A 17,500-nucleotide genomic window follows, 5' to 3' on the forward strand; every position below is an offset into this window, starting at 1 on the left:
GCACCCCGGAAGGGGAGTGAAAGAGATCCTGAAACCGTGTGCCTACAAATAGTCAGAGCCCGTTAATGGGTGATGGCGTGCCTTTTGTAGAATGAACCGGCGAGTTACGATCCCGTGCGAGGTTAAGCTGAAGAGGCGGAGCCGCAGCGAAAGCGAGTCTGAATAGGGCGTTTAGTACGTGGTCGTAGACCCGAAACCAGGTGATCTACCCATGTCCAGGGTGAAGTTCAGGTAACACTGAATGGAGGCCCGAACCCACGCACGTTGAAAAGTGCGGGGATGAGGTGTGGGTAGCGGAGAAATTCCAATCGAACCTGGAGATAGCTGGTTCTCCCCGAAATAGCTTTAGGGCTAGCCTTAAGTGTAAGAGTCTTGGAGGTAGAGCACTGATTGAACTAGGGGTCCTCATCGGATTACCGAATTCAGTCAAACTCCGAATGCCAATGACTTATCCTTAGGAGTCAGACTGCGAGTGATAAGATCCGTAGTCAAGAGGGAAACAGCCCAGATCGCCAGCTAAGGTCCCAAAGTGTGTATTAAGTGGAAAAGGATGTGGAGTTGCTTAGACAACTAGGATGTTGGCTCAGAAGCAGCCACCATTTAAAGAGTGCGTAATAGCTCACTAGTCGAGTGACTCTGCGCCGAAAATGTACCGGGGCTAAATACACCACCGAAGCTGCGAATTGATACCAATGGTATCAGTGGTAGGGGAGCGTTCTAAGTGCAGTGAAGTCAGACCGGAAGGACTGGTGGAGCGCTTAGAAGTGAGAATGCCGGTATGAGTAGCGAAAGACGGGTGAGAATCCCGTCCACCGAATGCCTAAGGTTTCCTGAGGAAGGCTCGTCCGCTCAGGGTTAGTCAGGACCTAAGCCGAGGCCGACAGGCGTAGGCGATGGACAACAGGTTGATATTCCTGTACCACCTCTTTATCGTTTGAGCAATGGAGGGACGCAGAAGGATAGAAGAAGCGTGCGATTGGTTGTGCACGTCCAAGCAGTTAGGCTGATAAGTAGGCAAATCCGCTTATCGTGAAGGCTGAGCTGTGATGGGGAAGCTCCTTATGGAGCGAAGTCTTTGATTCCCCGCTGCCAAGAAAAGCTTCTAGCGAGATAAAAGGTGCCTGTACCGCAAACCGACACAGGTAGGCGAGGAGAGAATCCTAAGGTGTGCGAGAGAACTCTGGTTAAGGAACTCGGCAAAATGACCCCGTAACTTCGGGAGAAGGGGTGCTTTCTTAACGGAAAGCCGCAGTGAATAGGCCCAAGCGACTGTTTAGCAAAAACACAGGTCTCTGCGAAGCCGTAAGGCGAAGTATAGGGGCTGACACCTGCCCGGTGCTGGAAGGTTAAGGAGAGGGGTTAGCGTAAGCGAAGCTCTGAACTGAAGCCCCAGTAAACGGCGGCCGTAACTATAACGGTCCTAAGGTAGCGAAATTCCTTGTCGGGTAAGTTCCGACCCGCACGAAAGGTGTAACGATTTGGGCACTGTCTCAACCAGAGACTCGGTGAAATTATAGTACCTGTGAAGATGCAGGTTACCCGCGACAGGACGGAAAGACCCCGTGGAGCTTTACTGTAGCCTGATATTGAATTTTGGTACAGTTTGTACAGGATAGGCGGGAGCCATTGAAACCGGAGCGCTAGCTTCGGTGGAGGCGCTGGTGGGATACCGCCCTGACTGTATTGAAATTCTAACCTACGGGTCTTATCGACCCGGGAGACAGTGTCAGGTGGGCAGTTTGACTGGGGCGGTCGCCTCCTAAAGTGTAACGGAGGCGCCCAAAGGTTCCCTCAGAATGGTTGGAAATCATTCGTAGAGTGCAAAGGCATAAGGGAGCTTGACTGCGAGACCTACAAGTCGAGCAGGGACGAAAGTCGGGCTTAGTGATCCGGTGGTTCCGCATGGAAGGGCCATCGCTCAACGGATAAAAGCTACCCCGGGGATAACAGGCTTATCTCCCCCAAGAGTCCACATCGACGGGGAGGTTTGGCACCTCGATGTCGGCTCATCGCATCCTGGGGCTGTAGTCGGTCCCAAGGGTTGGGCTGTTCGCCCATTAAAGCGGTACGCGAGCTGGGTTCAGAACGTCGTGAGACAGTTCGGTCCCTATCCGTCGTGGGCGCAGGAAATTTGAGAGGAGCTGTCCTTAGTACGAGAGGACCGGGATGGACGCACCGCTGGTGTACCAGTTGTTCTGCCAAGGGCATAGCTGGGTAGCTATGTGCGGAAGGGATAAGTGCTGAAAGCATCTAAGCATGAAGCCCCCCTCAAGATGAGATTTCCCATAGCGTAAGCTAGTAAGATCCCTGAAAGATGATCAGGTTGATAGGTTCGAGGTGGAAGCATGGTGACATGTGGAGCTGACGAATACTAATAGATCGAGGACTTAACCATATAATATGAAGCTAATGTTATCTAGTTTTGAAGGAATATACCTTCATAGTTTGGTGATGATGGCAGAGAGGTCACACCCGTTCCCATACCGAACACGGAAGTTAAGCTCTCTAGCGCCGATGGTAGTTGGGACCTTGTCCCTGTGAGAGTAGGACGTCGCCAAGCAAAATAAAAACACGAGTCATTTGACTCGTGTTTTTATTTTGCTTGAAATAGGTTGGATTCCGTTAGTAAAAATGCTGAAATATAGTAAGGGATTTTTTGAGCAGAAATATTGAGAAATTGATAAATAAACGGATAATCTTCAGATCCATAACTTCCAAGTAAGTCATACCACCAATCCGTTTCATACCTAGAAATCATACTTAAATTATAGAGTAATAAATAATGAACAAGAAGCTCAGGCAACACTGGCTTAGAGTTTCTAGGGTCAGTCGTAAGTGGTAAATAATAAGTGTCAGTAAGATGCTCATAGTATAAAGGTGTACTATACATAGGATTCCATGATTGAATAGGTGCCGAAAAAAACAAATTTAATTCATTATTTTTCTCAGGTACGTGTTGTATTGATAAATGCTTACAAGTTGTTTCGATGTAACGAGAAAATCGCTCTTTAGTCATATGTAGTCGATCTAATATATTGACTGAAAAGGAGAGCTCATTTTTATTTGTTGAATCGATCTTATATAAAGTTGATACTTTTTGACTATAGCGCAACAAATTTTGTAATTCAGGAATATTCCCCATTAGCTCTAACATATTAAACTTCTCCGCTTCTAAGTGTTTCATGTGAAACAGTTGTTCTGCAACGTGAGTAAACAATCCGTTTTTCTGTATTTTCACCTCATCTTCTAAAAATTGATACCCCTGTTTTTTCCGTTTACGAGTCGTAACGCCATGAGCTAAAACAGTAGTTGATTCTGGGTAGTTAGGATCAATAGTTAACAAGCAAGCTTTAAACAGTTGGCTAATTCCATAAAATAACAACATTGGCTGAATCGAAAAGGGGGCCACCTTATATAATTCATAATAATTTTTCCCGTGTTCTAAGTAGTAAATAAAGGGATAACAGTTTTCAAAACTTTTTTTTTCAGCATCTTGTATGGAGGATTTTTCATAACAACGGGCAAGATAACGTTGTACATTTTGAGATGAAAAAAAGAAACTTAATTGCTGCCAAGTACAATGTGTTTGATGCATATATTACGCTCCTTTTATTGTCTAAAAATTCTAACATATATATACGTCCTTGACAGTATTTTAACCAATTGATAAGCTACTAATAATAATTTCTGGTATCATGGGGGGAACAATTATGTGGGAATCTAAATTTGTTAAAGAAGGTTTGACTTTTGATGATGTATTACTTGTACCAGCGAGGTCAGATATATTACCAAGAGAAGTAAGTGTTAAAACAGTTTTATCTGAAAGCTTACAGCTAAACATCCCGTTAATTAGTGCAGGAATGGATACAGTAACAGAAGCTGACATGGCTATTGCAATGGCTCGCCAAGGCGGTTTAGGAATTATTCATAAGAATATGTCTATTGAGCAACAAGCAGAGCAAGTTGATAAAGTAAAGCGCTCTGAAAGCGGCGTTATTTCAGATCCTTTCTTCTTAACTCCAGAACATCAAGTATATGATGCAGAACATCTTATGGGAAAATATCGTATCTCAGGTGTACCAGTTGTAAATAATTTAGATGAGCGAAAATTAGTTGGTATTATTACAAACCGTGATATGCGTTTCATCCAAGACTACTCAATCAAAATTTCTGACGTAATGACAAAAGAACAGTTAATTACAGCTCCAGTTGGTACTACACTAGAAGAAGCTGAAAAAATCCTACAAAAGTATAAAATTGAAAAGCTCCCTCTTGTTGATAATAACGGTGTATTACAAGGGCTTATTACAATAAAAGATATTGAAAAAGTAATTGAATTCCCAAACTCTGCTAAAGATAAGCAAGGACGCTTATTAGTTGGAGCTGCTGTTGGTGTAACGGCTGATGCTATGCTTCGTATCGATGCATTAGTAAAAGCTAGCGTAGATGCAATTGTACTTGATACAGCTCATGGGCATTCTAAAGGTGTTATTGAAAAAGTAAAAGAAGTTCGTGCGAAATATCCAGCACTAAATATTATCGCTGGAAATGTTGCTACAGCTGAAGCAACGAAAGCATTAATTGAGGCTGGTGCAAACGTAGTTAAAGTTGGTATTGGACCAGGTTCTATTTGTACAACGCGTGTTGTAGCTGGTGTTGGTGTACCACAATTAACAGCAGTTTATGATTGTGCAACAGAAGCTCGTAAACACGGTATTCCAGTTATTGCTGATGGCGGTGTTAAGTACTCTGGTGATATGGTTAAAGCTTTAGCAGCAGGAGCACACGTTGTTATGCTAGGTAGTATGTTTGCTGGTGTTGCTGAAAGCCCTGGAGAAACTGAAATTTATCAAGGTCGCCAATTTAAAGTATATCGTGGTATGGGTTCTGTTGGAGCGATGGAAAAAGGAAGTAAAGATCGTTACTTCCAAGAAGGAAACAAAAAACTTGTTCCTGAAGGTATTGAAGGACGAGTACCATATAAAGGACCTTTAGCAGATACAGTTCATCAATTAGTTGGTGGATTACGTGCAGGTATGGGATATTGCGGAGCGCAGAATTTAGAATTCTTACGTGAGAATGCACAGTTCATTCGTATGTCAGGTGCAGGTTTACGTGAAAGCCATCCTCATCACGTACAGATTACAAAAGAGGCTCCAAACTACTCATTGTAATGTCTTATATACAAATAGACAGAGATTTGATATCTCTGTCTATTTTTTTTTGATTATGTTAGAATAACGGTTATGTGAGTACATAGATATTGGGGGTAGCAAAAGTGAAAGGTATGTTTTGCAAAAGATTCATTGCGTTGGTAACAGTGCTTACAATAGCTTGTAGCATGCTTGTACCATATAGCAATGCATCAGCAGAAACAGGAGCCGCTTTAAACATTGAAGCAGGTGCGGCAATTTTAGTAGAAGCGAATTCTGGGAAGATTTTATATCAAAAAAATGCAGATGAGTTATTATCAATTGCTAGTATGACAAAAATGATGAGTGAATACCTAGTGAACGAGGCTATTGCGAAAGGGAAACTAAAATGGGATCAAAAAGTTAAGGTTTCCGAATATGCGTATAACATTTCGCAAGATCGTTCATTATCGAATGTGCCTCTACGAAATGGTGAATCTTATACAGTAAAAGAGCTATACGAAGCAATGGCAATTTATTCTGCTAATGGTGCAACGATAGCGTTAGCTGAAGCAGTTGCTGGAAAAGAAGTAGACTTTGTAAAAATGATGAATGATAAATCGAAAGAGTTTGGATTAAAAAATTATAAGTTTGTAAATTCTACGGGCTTAACGAACAAAGATTTAAAAGGACACCATCCTGAAGGGACAACTCCAGATGAAGAAAATAAAATGTCTGCGAGAGATGTAGCAATTTTAGCACAACGTCTTATTCAAGATTTCCCTAAAACATTAGACATAGCAAAAATTTCAAAAAAAGTATTCCGTGAAGGTACTTCGGATCGGATTGAAATGCCTAACTGGAACTGGATGTTAAAGGGGTTAATTAAGGAATACGAAGGCGTAGATGGTCTGAAAACAGGATCAACTCCAGAAGCAGGAGATTGTTTCACTGGTACGATTGAAAGAAATGGTATGCGTTTCATTTCTGTAGTTATTAAAACAAAATCTCACACGGCAAGATTTGATGAGACAAAGAAATTATATGATTATGGCTTTGCTAGCTTTGAAATGAAGAAAATGTATGAAAAAGGTTCTTCGGTTAAAGGAAGAGAAACAGTAAGAGTTGAAAATGCGAAAGATAAAGATGTGGCAGTTCAAACGAAGCAAGCTGTTTCACTTCCGGTGCCAAAGGGAAGTAAAGACGTTTATAAAACAGAATTTAAAGAAGGAAATAAGGGACAAGAGGCACCTATGAAAAAGGGAGTTACACTTGGCCAAATGGTTGTAACGTCTAAAGATAGTAATGACCCTGGATTTTTATCAGGAAAATCATTACAAGTAGACCTTGTAACAAAATCTGAAGTAGAAGAGGCAGGCTGGTTCACGCGTTCTATGCGCGGAATTGGTTCTTTCTTTAGTGGTATGTGGAATAGTGCTGTTGATACAGTAAAAGGTTGGTTTTAAAAGCTCCTCATTGTAGGAGCTTTTTCTTATTCCTATTTTTCATACCGACTTTATGAAAAAGTAGTGGACAAGCATCAGATAGTTAGTGGTAGAATGTAAGAGTATTCTTAATTTTCTTCTTTAACGGGGGAAAGCAATTCACCTAGGGGGGTTTTTGTACATGACAAATGTAACAGGGACAGAACGTGTAAAACGTGGAATGGCAGAAATGCAAAAAGGCGGCGTTATTATGGACGTAGTTAACGCTGAGCAAGCAAGGATTGCAGAAGAGGCAGGCGCAGTTGCTGTTATGGCATTAGAGCGTGTACCTGCAGATATTCGTGCAGCAGGTGGCGTTTCTCGTATGGCAGATCCAACAATTGTTGAAGAAGTTATGGGTGCTGTATCAATTCCGGTTATGGCAAAATGTCGTATCGGTCACCTTGTAGAAGCACGTGTATTAGAATCATTAGGGGTAGACTATATCGATGAGAGTGAAGTATTGACTCCTGCTGATGAAGTATACCATTTAAATAAACGTGATTACACAGTTCCGTTTGTATGTGGTTGCCGCGATATCGGAGAAGCCGCACGTCGTATTGCAGAAGGTGCAGCTATGCTTCGTACAAAAGGTGAACCTGGAACAGGAAACATTGTAGAGGCAGTGCGTCATATGCGCCAAGTCAATGCAGAAATCCGTCAAGTTGCAAGTCTACGTGAAGATGAGTTAATGACATATGCAAAAAATACTGGTGCTCCTTATGAAGTACTACTTGAAATTAAACGCCTTGGTCGCCTGCCAGTTGTAAACTTTGCAGCAGGTGGTGTAGCAACACCAGCAGATGCAGCGTTAATGATGCAACTTGGTGCTGATGGTGTATTTGTTGGATCTGGTATCTTCAAATCAGAGAACCCAGAGAAATTTGCACGTGCAATCGTTGAAGCAACGACTCATTATGAAGATTACGAACTAATTGCAAGCCTTTCTAAAGGATTAGGTAATGCAATGAAAGGTATCGAAATTTCAACATTATTACCAGAACAACGCATGCAAGAGCGTGGATGGTAATTAAAGGAGATCTTTAAAATGGTGAAAATCGGTGTACTAGGTCTTCAAGGTGCAGTTCGTGAGCATGTAAAATCAGTTGAGGCAAGTGGTGCAGAAGCTGTTGTTGTAAAGCGTATAGAGCAACTTGAAGAGATTGATGGTCTTATTTTACCAGGCGGTGAAAGTACAACAATGCGCCGTCTTATTGATAAGTATGCTTTCATGGAGCCTCTTCGTACATTTACGAAGTCTGGTAAACCAATGTTTGGTACATGTGCAGGAATGATTCTTCTTGCGAAAACACTTATTGGCTATGAAGAAGCACATATTGGTGCTATGGATATTACGGTTGAGCGCAATGCGTTCGGACGCCAAAAAGATAGTTTTGAAGCTGCGCTTTCAATTAAAGGTGTGGGAGAAGACTTTGTTGGTGTATTTATCCGTGCTCCGTATGTTGTAAATGTAGCTGATGATGTTGAAGTACTTTCTATGCATGGCGAGCGAATGGTAGCGGTAAGGCAAGGGCCGTTTTTAGCTGCTTCTTTCCATCCGGAATTAACGGATGATCATCGTGTAACAGCATACTTTGTAGAAATGGTAAAAGAAGCGAAAATGAAAAAAGTTGTATAAGTAACTTGCAACTTGTATAAGATTATAGTAAATTGATGATAACAATTTTATAAAATAAGCGTGTTGATAGGAAGTAGTAACAAATGTTGTTTCTTATAGAGAGTCGATGGTTGGTGGAAATCGATAGAAACAGTTTGTGAATCCATCCTGGAATGGAATGTGGAATATCTTTTGATTAGTAAACATTCCCGGTGAAGAGCCGTTATTTCTACTTGAGAGGAAAGCGGTAATGCTTTCAACTAGGGTGGCAACGCGGGTGAACTCCCGTCCCTTTGTATAGGGACGGGAGTTTTTTGTGTTTTATAAAATAAAAGGAGGAGTATATAATGCTTGATATTAAATTTTTACGTACGAATTTTGAAGAAGTAAAAGCAAAATTACAGCATAGAGGCGAAGATTTAACGGATTTTGGTCGCTTTGAAGAACTTGATACGAGAAGAAGAGAGCTACTTGTTCAAACAGAAGAACTAAAAAGTAAACGTAACGAAGTATCTCAACAAATTTCAGTATTAAAGCGTGAAAAGAAAGATGCGGAAGCTCTAATTCTAGAAATGCGTGAAGTTGGGGAGAAAGTAAAAGATCTTGATAATGAGCTTCGTACAGTTGAAGAAGATTTAGAAAGATTAATGCTATCTATCCCAAATATCCCTCATGAATCTGCCCCAATAGGTGAAACAGAGGATGATAACGTAGTAGCACGTACTTGGGGAGAAGGGAAAGAATTTACTTATGAGCCAAAACCACATTGGGACCTTGCTACTGATTTAGGGATTTTAGATTTTGAACGTGCTGGGAAAGTAACAGGAAGCCGATTTGTATTTTACAAAGGTGCTGGTGCAAGATTAGAACGTGCTTTGATTAGCTTTATGCTTGACCTTCATACTGATGAGCATGGATATGAGGAAGTATTGCCTCCTTATATGGTAAACCGTGCAAGTATGACAGGAACAGGACAACTTCCGAAGTTTGAAGAAGATGCATTCCGTATTGAAAGTGAAGATTATTTCCTAATCCCAACAGCTGAAGTACCTGTAACGAATATGCATCGTGATGAGATTGTGAGTAAAGAGCAATTGCCGATACGATATGCTGCGTTTAGCTCATGCTTCCGTTCTGAAGCAGGTTCAGCTGGTCGTGATACACGTGGTTTAATTCGCCAACACCAATTTAATAAAGTTGAACTTGTGAAGTTCGTGAAACCAGAAGATTCTTACGAAGAGTTAGAAAAATTAACAAATGATGCAGAGCGCGTGTTACAATTATTAGAGTTGCCATATCGCGTTATGAGCATGTGTACAGGAGATTTAGGATTTACAGCAGCGAAGAAATACGATATTGAAGTATGGATTCCAAGCTATGGTACATATCGTGAAATTTCTTCTTGTAGTAATTTTGAGGCATTCCAAGCGAGACGCGCGAATATCCGTTTCCGTCGTGAGCCAAATGGTAAACCGGAACATGTTCATACACTAAATGGATCTGGTCTTGCAATTGGACGTACAGTGGCAGCTATTTTAGAGAACTACCAACAAGAAGATGGTACAATTATAATTCCAGAAGTTCTTCGCCCTTATATGGGAGGAAAAACAGTTATTAAATAAGTTAAAACATTCATCGGTATGAGTGATTGGTAATTATGGACGTTGTCAGCAGTGTCATAAAGGAGAGGAGAAGTAAAATTTCCCTTTCCTCATAATTTATTATAGTGGGGTTGACTAACTGTTTTTCTTTTGATATTATATTTGATGTCAATATGGAGGTATACCCAAGTCTGGCTGAAGGGATCGGTCTTGAAAACCGACAGGCGGCGAGAGTCGCGCGGGGGTTCGAATCCCTCTACCTCCTCCAGATATAATTGACAACAGCGCATATAAGTGGAGATTGGAGAACTCGTTACCAACACGTAACGAGTTTTTATTTTAAAACCAATCATAAAGTATGATGTAAGGATATAGTGTCCTTATTACACACTCATATTCCGATGATTATCTTCATAGATATGAAAGGAGTTAACATGGATCTTATTATACAAACGTTTCCTTTAGATGGAAAAACTTTATATTATGTACAATGTCCTGTCTGTAAGAACAATAGAATTTTAAACAGTGGTGCAAATGTGTCGCGCATTATAAGTGATGATACATTCCGTAAACTTTGTGGTTGCACTTGTGATGTAAAACAGGTTGCAAAAAAAGTAGAGGTACCAAAAGAAGCTGAAAAACCAGCTGTGCAAAAAGAAGTAACTCCAAAACGTACAGGGAAATTACTAACAGCAGTAATTAATGGGAAAGAATTGACTGTTAAAGAGATTGCTGAAACATATGATATTAGTACGAGTACTGTTCGTCAGCGTATTAATGCTGGAAAGCCAGAGAGTGAAATTATTGCTCCGACAAAAAAGAAAAAGTAATTTCATAGGAAAACCCGTGCATATGCACGGGTTTTTTATTTTACAAGTTTACGTGTTTGTTTTAAAAAATGTCCAATTTTTTTAATGATTGTTTCGATTGAATCGCCATCTTTTAAAATATCGTATTCATTAATGTTTAATCGTAAAACAGGGCATGAATTAAAGTTATTAATCCAGTTATCGTAACGTCCATGCATCTCTTTCCAATACTCAATTGGTGTTTGCTGCTCCATGGGACGTCCTCGTTCTTGAATACGATCGACAATATCATCAAAAGAACCTTCTAGGTAAATTAATAAGTCTGGATGAGGGAAGTAAGGAGTCATGACCATAGCATCAAATAACCCTTTGTATGTCTCATAATCAGTTTCAGTCATTGTACCCTTTTCGTAATGCATTTTTGCGAAAATACCAGTGTCCTCATATATAGAACGGTCTTGAACAAAACCGCCACCATATTCGAAAATTCTTTTTTGTTCTTTAAATCGTTCTGCTAAAAAGTACACTTGTAAGTGAAAGCTCCAGCGTGTGAAATCAGCATAGAACTTGTCCAAATATGGGTTGGAATCTACTTTTTCAAAAGATGTACGATAACCTAAAGCGTTAGCCAATGCAGTTGTCATAGTTGATTTACCGACACCTACTGTTCCAGCAATAGTGATAACTGCATCATTTGGTATATCATATTTTTGCCTTAAATTCATTGTTATTTCGACTCCTTCAAGAGAGTATTTTGAAGAGCTGATAAGATGACATTTAAATCATCAGGATTTCTTACAAAATCCATATCGTCTCCATTAAATTTCAATACTGGAATATCTGGATGGTCCTTTTTGAAAGCATCCATTGCTGTTTCGTAATCTTTTGTAAGCTGTAGCAAGTAATTTGGATCCATATTTTTTTCGAATTCTCTTCCGCGCATGGCAATTCGTTTTTGTAATGTTTCTAGGCTCGCTGTTAAATAAACGATGACATTTGGCACAGGCATATCTTGCGTAAGAATGCGATAAATTTGCATGTACTTGTCATATTGAGAATCTTTTAATGTACGGGATGCAAAAATTAAATTTTTAAATATATGATAATCTGCTATTACAGGCTTTCTTTGATTCAAATACTTTATGTTAATATCCTCTAGTTGTTTGTATCTATTACAAAGAAAGAACATCTCTGTTTGAAAACTCCATTCGTCGATGTCTTCGTAGAATTTTCCTAAAAAAGGATTTTCATCAACAATCTCTTTTAGTAAGTGGAGTTGCATGTGAGTTGAAAGTTCCTTCGCAAGTGAAGTTTTTCCAACACCAATTGGTCCTTCAACCGTGATAAATGGTACTCCGGTCACGCTGTTTCCTCCTTTCAATCAGTGATTTACCGTGACTACTAAAAACACAAAACAGAATTATTGTAGCACAAGAGGGGAGCGAGCGGACTAATTTGATATAAAAAGTTAGAAAATAGATATGTATTAATTAAATTTTATTTGGGATGACGGTACAATATTTGCCTTTAATGTGGCTTCCATTATTTTTAAAGCATGTTCATTATCTTGCTCGTTATTAGAAGCGATGCAATCCCGTGGTACATAAAGTGTATAATTTCTCATATGGGCATCATTAGCTGTAAAAAGGATGCATATGTTCCCGGCAATTCCTGTTAAAATGAGATTTTCGATTTTTAAATAACCTAATAAAGAATTCAAAGGTGTTTCATAAAAAGCAGAGTAATGTGGTTTAATAAAAATGTAATCGTCAGTATGCGGAGCAATGGCCTCGATAATATTTTTACTATACTCATTTGTACAATGGGTGATAAGTTGATCAATATCAGATCTCCAAAGTTGATAGTGATCATTGATATAAATTATTGGATAGCCCAATGACTTCATGGTGTCCTTTAATTGTAAAATGGGGTTCTTTATAATTTCACATTTCTGTGCCAGGATGGGTCCGTGGGAGAATTGAAAATCATTAATCATATCGATAATGAGTAAGGCAGTATTTTTCATATGTAATTCCCTCTCTTTCTTCTTTAGGTTGGATTGAATTTGTAAAAGTTATCCCACCTGCAAGAAATGAAAAAGTGTATTTTATTTTTGGTGAAAGGACTATATTATGGAGCGAGATATATATTTTATGCAGTTAGCAATAGAGGAAGCGAAGAAGGCGGAGGCGATACAAGAGGTACCAATTGGTGCTGTAATTGTGCTAGATGGTGAAGTGATTAGTGCCGCACATAACTTAAGAGAAACTGAACAGAGATCAATAGCTCACGCCGAACTCTTAGCTATTGATGAAGCTTGCAAAAAATTAGGGACATGGCGTTTAGAAGATGCAACGTTATATGTAACATTAGAACCTTGCCCAATGTGTGCAGGGGGAATTGTTTTATCGCGTATAAAACGGGTTGTATATGGTGCGAGCGATCCGAAAGGTGGATGTGCAGGTACGTTGATGAATCTTTTAACTGATGAGCGTTTTAATCATCAGTGTGAAGTAGTGCCTGGTGTACTTGAAGAAGAATGTGGTACGTTGTTAACGATTTTTTTTAGGGAGCTTCGTAAGAAAAGAAAAGAAGTGAAAAAACTAGAGAAAAGTAATGGTAACTAACGTATTTGCATTTTGTAAAAAAACAAGTTATACTGATAATGCCTTATCCAAGGCAACCGAATATTGGTTTTAACTTTGCCGTGCTAAGCGGGGAGGTAGCGGTGCCCTATACTCGCAATCCGCTCTAGCGAGGCTGAATCCCTTCTCGAGGTTATGTTGCTGTAAGGTCTGCCTTAAGTAAGTGGTGTTGACGTTTGGGTCCTGCGCAACGGGACCCCGTGAACCTTGTCAGGTCCGGAAGGAAGCAGCAATAAGCGGGTTTTCTCGTGTGCCGCAGGAGTGCCTGAACCGAGCTAACTGCTTGAGTAACGCTTATGGTACGTAATCGACAGAAGGTGCACGGCAGTTATATATGTATACAAAACTCACCTTTATATAAAGGTGAGTTTTTTGTATGGAAAATAACTTTTGGAATCTATAAACAGAATGGGTTATAATAAATAAGATAATAACCTTTGAGGGAGGCCGTATTTTCGTGTCATACCAAGCGTTATACCGAACATGGAGACCGCAAAAATTCGAAGATGTAGTCGGTCAAAAGCACGTGACAAAAACGTTGCAAAATGCCCTTCTTCAAGAGAAAGCTTCACATGCTTATTTGTTTTCGGGTCCGAGGGGAACAGGGAAAACGACAATTGCAAAAGTATTTGCAAAGGCAATTAACTGTGAACACGCCCCGGTAGCTGAACCTTGTAATGAATGTCCTTCTTGTTTAGGAATTACACAAGGGTCTATTTCAGATGTATTAGAAATTGATGCGGCTTCAAATAACGGTGTAGATGAAATTCGAGATATAAGAGATAAAGTAAAATATGCTCCAAGTGCTGTAGGATATAAAGTATACATTATTGATGAAGTTCACATGCTTTCTATGGGTGCCTTTAATGCGCTTTTGAAAACTTTAGAAGAGCCGCCAGGACATGTTATTTTTATTCTGGCGACAACAGAACCGCATAAAATTCCAGCTACAATTATTTCGCGTTGTCAGCGTTTTGAGTTTCGAAAGATATCAGTAAATGATATCGTTGAGAGATTATCGACGGTCGTGACAAATGAAGGTACGCAAGTAGAAGATGAAGCGTTACAAATCGTAGCGCGTGCCGCCGAAGGTGGTATGCGTGATGCGCTCAGTCTTATTGATCAAGCTATTTCTTATAGTGATGAGACGGTGACGAGTGAAGATGTTTTAGCTGTAACAGGATCTGTATCTCAGCGATATTTGGGTGACCTGGTAGAATGTATACGTGAAAATGATGTATCAAGAGCGTTACGTATTATAGATGAGATGATGAGTAAAGGGAAAGATCCAGTTCGCTTTATGGAGGATTTCATTTACTACTATCGTGATATGCTTTTATATCAAACTTCACCACAATTAGAACATATGTTGGAACGAGTAATTGTAGATGATCAATTCCGTACGTTAAGTGAAGAAATGCAACCGGAAGTAATCTATGAAATTATTCATACCCTTAGTAAGGGACAACAGGAGATGAAGTGGACAAACCATCCAAGAATATTCTTGGAAGTTGTTATGGTGCAACTGTGTCAGCAGTTTATGATGCAAGCAAACGGCGCAGATCGTTTACAAGCGATTATGAACAGGATGCAGCAGTTGGAGAAAGAGTTAGAGCAAGTTAAAAAGAATGGCGTGCCAGCTGGTGTGCAGCAGGAAGTAAGAGAGACGCGGGCAACACCAAAACCGGTACGAACAGGAAGTATGAAAATTCCTGTTGGACGTGTGAATGAAGTGTTAAAGCAAGCGAAGCGTCAAGATTTAGAACAGTTAAAAGCTGTATGGGGCGAATTATTAGGAAGGCTCAAGTCACATAACAAAGTAGCATTTGCTGTTTTATTAGAAAATAGTGAACCAGTTGCGGCTTCGGATGATACCTATGTGTTAGCATTTCAATATGAGATTCATTGCAAAATGGCTAGTGAAAATCGAGAAGCGATGGATACATTGGAACAAACCCTTTTTGAATTGTTAAGTAAAAGGTTAAATATGATTGCTATCCCAAAAAGTGAATGGGGTAAAATTCGTGAAGACTTTTTACAACGCGAAGGCGGGGATTCTGAAGAAAGCTCAGAACAAAAAGAAGATCCTCTTATAGAAGAGGCTGTAAAATTAGTAGGGCAAGAACTTATTGAAATAAAAGAGTAATAATAATGAGGAGGAATTAATTATGATGCGTGGCGGAATGGGAAATATGAATAATATGATGAAACAAATGCAAAAAATGCAAAAGGATATGGCGAAGGCGCAAGAAGAGCTTGGCGAAAAAACAGTTGAAGGTACAGCTGGCGGCGGAATGGTTACTGTTATTGCAAATGGTCATAAGCAAGTTCTTGAAGTGAAAATTAAAGAAGAAGTTGTAGATCCAGAAGATATCGAAATGTTACAAGACTTAGTATTAGCTGCAACGAATGATGCACTTAAAAAGGTTGATGAACTTTCAAACTCTACAATGGGCAAATTTACAAAAGGCATGAACTTACCAGGTGGAATGTTCTAGGAGGATATTGATATATGCATTATCCAGAACCGATATCAAAATTAATCGATAGTTTTATGAAGTTGCCAGGAATTGGACCGAAAACAGCGGTTCGATTGGCATTCTTCGTGTTAGATATGAAAGAGGATGATGTACTAGGTTTTGCGAAAGCACTTGTGAATGCAAAGCGAGATTTAGCGTATTGTTCTGTGTGCGGACATATCACTGACCGCGATCCTTGTTATATTTGTGACGATTCGCATAGGGATCAATCGGTTGTTTGTGTAGTACAAGAGCCGAAAGATGTAATTGCGATGGAAAAAATGAAAGAATATCAAGGTGTATATCATGTTTTGCGTGGTGCCATTTCTCCAATGGAGGGAATTGGACCAGAGGATATTAATATCCCGCAGTTATTAAAGAGACTGCAAGATGAAACAGTACAAGAAGTGATATTAGCAACAAACCCTAATATTGAAGGGGAAGCCACAGCGATGTACATATCCCGCCTCTTAAAGCCAACAGGAATTAAAGTAACTCGTATTGCACATGGTCTGCCAGTTGGTGGAGATTTAGAATATGCAGATGAAGTAACACTATCGAAAGCTTTAGAAGGCCGTAGAGAGATATAAGAGGAGAAGGGAAAATGTTCTTTCAAAAAAAGGGTAAGTTGCGTAAAGAGTATGACGATAAGTTAATTGTATTATTAGAAAAGGTAAAGAATGAATGGCTACGTCAGAAGAGACTGGTTGAACAAAGTGTTGAGCCGTCTCAAGATGTACTTTGTTCTTTAAAAATAGCAGAGGCGAAATATTTTTTCTTGTTAAAAGAAGCAAAACGTCGTCCTGTGAAAATGGAACAATGGTAAAAGGTCCTGCTTTTTAAAGCGGGACCTTTTACTTTTTATCGATTTATTTGTGAGTAATAGGGCTACTTTATTTTTGGGATATAAAGAGGAGAAAGAAAAATGGTAATGGAATTAGTTGTATCTAATTGCTAGTGCTTAGAAGAAAGATTACTGATTAAAGATTATAAAGATGAAGTGGTAGGAGTTATGTTATAGATGTTCTTTTTTCTTGTCTTGTCCCATACAAATGGATATGTATAGGTCATTCATAAGGAGGAAAAAATGAATTCTACAATTATTATTGTTGGCATTCTTTCTTTAGTTTTTATTTTTCTTGTTTTTGGTGTTTCTGCTAAACCAATACGTTTTATAGGGAAAGCACTCCTTCATGTCACTTTAGGTATAGCGTTACTATTTATTGTGAATGTTGCAGGGACATATTTCGATTTTCATATTCCAATTAACATGGGCACAGCTACAGTATCAAGTTTATTAGGGGTGCCAGGTGTTGCTGCATTAGTGATTATTAAGCTATATATAATGCCAAGATAAATTTATTTTGGCATTTTTAAAAAAAGCGTTGACTTATCGATTAGTAATATGATAAATTAATAAGCGTCGTCAGGAACGAAAGAAAAAAGTTGTTGACAGATTCAAGTCAAAATGTTAAATTATAAAAGTCGCTGAAACGCGGCATTGAACTTTGAAAACTAAACGAAACAAACAACGTGAAACGTCAATTTTTATTTTTAGATGCTAGACAAACTAACTTTATTGGAGAGTTTGATCCTGGCTCAGGATGAACGCTGGCGGCGTGCCTAATACATGCAAGTCGAGCGAATGGATTAAGAGCTTGCTCTTATGAAGTTAGCGGCGGACGGGTGAGT

16 protein-coding genes, 1 tRNA gene, 3 rRNA genes, 1 other RNA gene and 1 other annotated feature (2 of these 22 cut by a window edge) are annotated in these 17,500 nt (G+C 39.4%); of the genes, 17 read left to right on the forward strand and 4 right to left on the reverse strand.

All coding sequences use genetic code 11. The annotated features are described in order from the left end of the window. Both JFT95_RS25055 and rrf read left to right on the forward strand, forming a co-directional pair. Positions 1-2,395: ribosomal RNA gene (locus JFT95_RS25055) — 23S ribosomal RNA — on the forward strand (it extends 527 nt beyond the left edge of the window). A 49-nt stretch (positions 2,396-2,444) separates the two neighbouring features. Next, a 5S ribosomal RNA gene (gene rrf, locus JFT95_RS25060) occupies positions 2,445-2,560 on the forward strand. A gap of 33 nt (positions 2,561-2,593) precedes the next feature. Here rrf and JFT95_RS25065 read toward each other — a convergent pair. Next, positions 2,594-3,595 (reverse strand): YaaC family protein, encoded by a 1,002-nt coding sequence (locus tag JFT95_RS25065; RefSeq protein ID WP_201053504.1) that lies wholly within the window; start codon positions 3,593-3,595, stop codon positions 2,594-2,596. Between the two features lie 115 nt (positions 3,596-3,710). Here JFT95_RS25065 and guaB point away from each other — a divergent pair, with 115 nt between their 5' ends. From guaB to JFT95_RS25100, 7 genes are all read left to right on the forward strand, one after another. Then, positions 3,711-5,174 (forward strand): IMP dehydrogenase, encoded by a 1,464-nt coding sequence (gene guaB, locus JFT95_RS25070; protein WP_002107266.1) that lies wholly within the window; start codon positions 3,711-3,713, stop codon positions 5,172-5,174. Positions 5,175-5,287: 113 nt separating this feature from the next. Next, positions 5,288-6,598 (forward strand): D-alanyl-D-alanine carboxypeptidase family protein, encoded by a 1,311-nt coding sequence (locus JFT95_RS25075; RefSeq protein ID WP_201053696.1) that lies wholly within the window; start codon positions 5,288-5,290, stop codon positions 6,596-6,598. Positions 6,599-6,758: 160 nt separating this feature from the next. Further along, on the forward strand, positions 6,759-7,646 hold the full coding sequence (pdxS, locus tag JFT95_RS25080) for a pyridoxal 5'-phosphate synthase lyase subunit PdxS (protein ID WP_002009615.1): 888 nt from the start codon (positions 6,759-6,761) through the stop codon (positions 7,644-7,646). A gap of 18 nt (positions 7,647-7,664) precedes the next feature. After that, a complete protein-coding gene (gene pdxT, locus JFT95_RS25085; protein ID WP_061675963.1) occupies positions 7,665-8,255 on the forward strand; it encodes a pyridoxal 5'-phosphate synthase glutaminase subunit PdxT in 591 nt (196 codons plus the stop codon). Positions 8,256-8,309: 54 nt separating this feature from the next. Then, positions 8,310-8,530, forward strand: a binding site (T-box leader). Positions 8,531-8,581: 51 nt separating this feature from the next. Beyond that, positions 8,582-9,856: a serine--tRNA ligase gene (gene serS / locus JFT95_RS25090; RefSeq protein WP_201053505.1), complete on the forward strand. Its 1,275-nt coding sequence runs from the start codon at positions 8,582-8,584 to the stop codon at positions 9,854-9,856. A gap of 154 nt (positions 9,857-10,010) precedes the next feature. Further along, a tRNA-Ser gene (locus JFT95_RS25095) sits at positions 10,011-10,103 on the forward strand. Positions 10,104-10,269: 166 nt separating this feature from the next. Continuing rightward, positions 10,270-10,665 carry a sigma factor-like helix-turn-helix DNA-binding protein gene (locus tag JFT95_RS25100; RefSeq protein WP_002029297.1) on the forward strand — a complete coding sequence of 132 codons (396 nt, stop codon included), beginning with the start codon at positions 10,270-10,272 and terminating at the stop codon, positions 10,663-10,665. Between the two features lie 35 nt (positions 10,666-10,700). Here the strand turns inward: JFT95_RS25100 and JFT95_RS25105 are convergent, their stop codons facing one another. The 3 genes from JFT95_RS25105 to JFT95_RS25115 all read right to left on the reverse strand — a co-directional run bounded on the left by JFT95_RS25105 (position 10,701) and on the right by JFT95_RS25115 (position 12,670). Beyond that, complete coding sequence (locus tag JFT95_RS25105; protein WP_201053506.1) at positions 10,701-11,369, reverse strand: deoxynucleoside kinase; 669 nt, start codon at positions 11,367-11,369, stop codon at positions 10,701-10,703. Positions 11,370-11,371: 2 nt separating this feature from the next. After that, on the reverse strand, positions 11,372-12,007 hold the full coding sequence (locus JFT95_RS25110) for a deoxynucleoside kinase (RefSeq protein ID WP_201053507.1): 636 nt from the start codon (positions 12,005-12,007) through the stop codon (positions 11,372-11,374). A 123-nt stretch (positions 12,008-12,130) separates the two neighbouring features. Continuing rightward, entirely contained in the window at positions 12,131-12,670 is a 540-nt protein-coding gene (locus tag JFT95_RS25115; protein WP_002009622.1) for a cysteine hydrolase family protein, read from the reverse strand. Positions 12,671-12,776: 106 nt separating this feature from the next. Between JFT95_RS25115 and tadA the strand changes: the two genes are divergently transcribed. The 8 genes from tadA to JFT95_RS25155 form a co-directional block, all read left to right on the forward strand. Then, positions 12,777-13,271: a tRNA adenosine(34) deaminase TadA gene (tadA, locus tag JFT95_RS25120; RefSeq protein WP_201053508.1), complete on the forward strand. Its 495-nt coding sequence runs from the start codon at positions 12,777-12,779 to the stop codon at positions 13,269-13,271. A gap of 78 nt (positions 13,272-13,349) precedes the next feature. Then, an RNA gene (gene ffs, locus JFT95_RS25125) (signal recognition particle sRNA large type) lies at positions 13,350-13,614 on the forward strand. 132 nt (positions 13,615-13,746) lie between these two features. After that, the gene (gene dnaX / locus JFT95_RS25130) at positions 13,747-15,435 is read left to right on the forward strand and encodes a DNA polymerase III subunit gamma/tau (RefSeq protein WP_061675962.1); all 1,689 of its coding nucleotides are present in this window, start codon (positions 13,747-13,749) and stop codon (positions 15,433-15,435) included. Between the two features lie 25 nt (positions 15,436-15,460). After that, positions 15,461-15,787, forward strand: a complete 327-nt coding sequence (locus JFT95_RS25135; RefSeq protein WP_170935248.1) for a YbaB/EbfC family nucleoid-associated protein — start codon at positions 15,461-15,463, stop codon at positions 15,785-15,787. Between the two features lie 14 nt (positions 15,788-15,801). Next, on the forward strand, positions 15,802-16,398 hold the full coding sequence (recR, locus tag JFT95_RS25140) for a recombination protein RecR (protein WP_002009629.1): 597 nt from the start codon (positions 15,802-15,804) through the stop codon (positions 16,396-16,398). A gap of 14 nt (positions 16,399-16,412) precedes the next feature. Next, on the forward strand, positions 16,413-16,634 hold the full coding sequence (locus JFT95_RS25145) for a YaaL family protein (protein ID WP_002009631.1): 222 nt from the start codon (positions 16,413-16,415) through the stop codon (positions 16,632-16,634). A 261-nt stretch (positions 16,635-16,895) separates the two neighbouring features. Then, on the forward strand, positions 16,896-17,165 hold the full coding sequence (locus tag JFT95_RS25150) for a pro-sigmaK processing inhibitor BofA family protein (RefSeq protein WP_061675961.1): 270 nt from the start codon (positions 16,896-16,898) through the stop codon (positions 17,163-17,165). 219 nt (positions 17,166-17,384) lie between these two features. After that, positions 17,385-17,500 (forward strand): 16S ribosomal RNA (locus tag JFT95_RS25155) (it continues 1,436 nt past the right edge of the window).

The organism is Bacillus sp. TH17, assembly GCF_016651125.1.
Classification (GTDB): Bacteria; Bacillota; Bacilli; order Bacillales; family Bacillaceae_G; genus Bacillus_A; species Bacillus_A mycoides.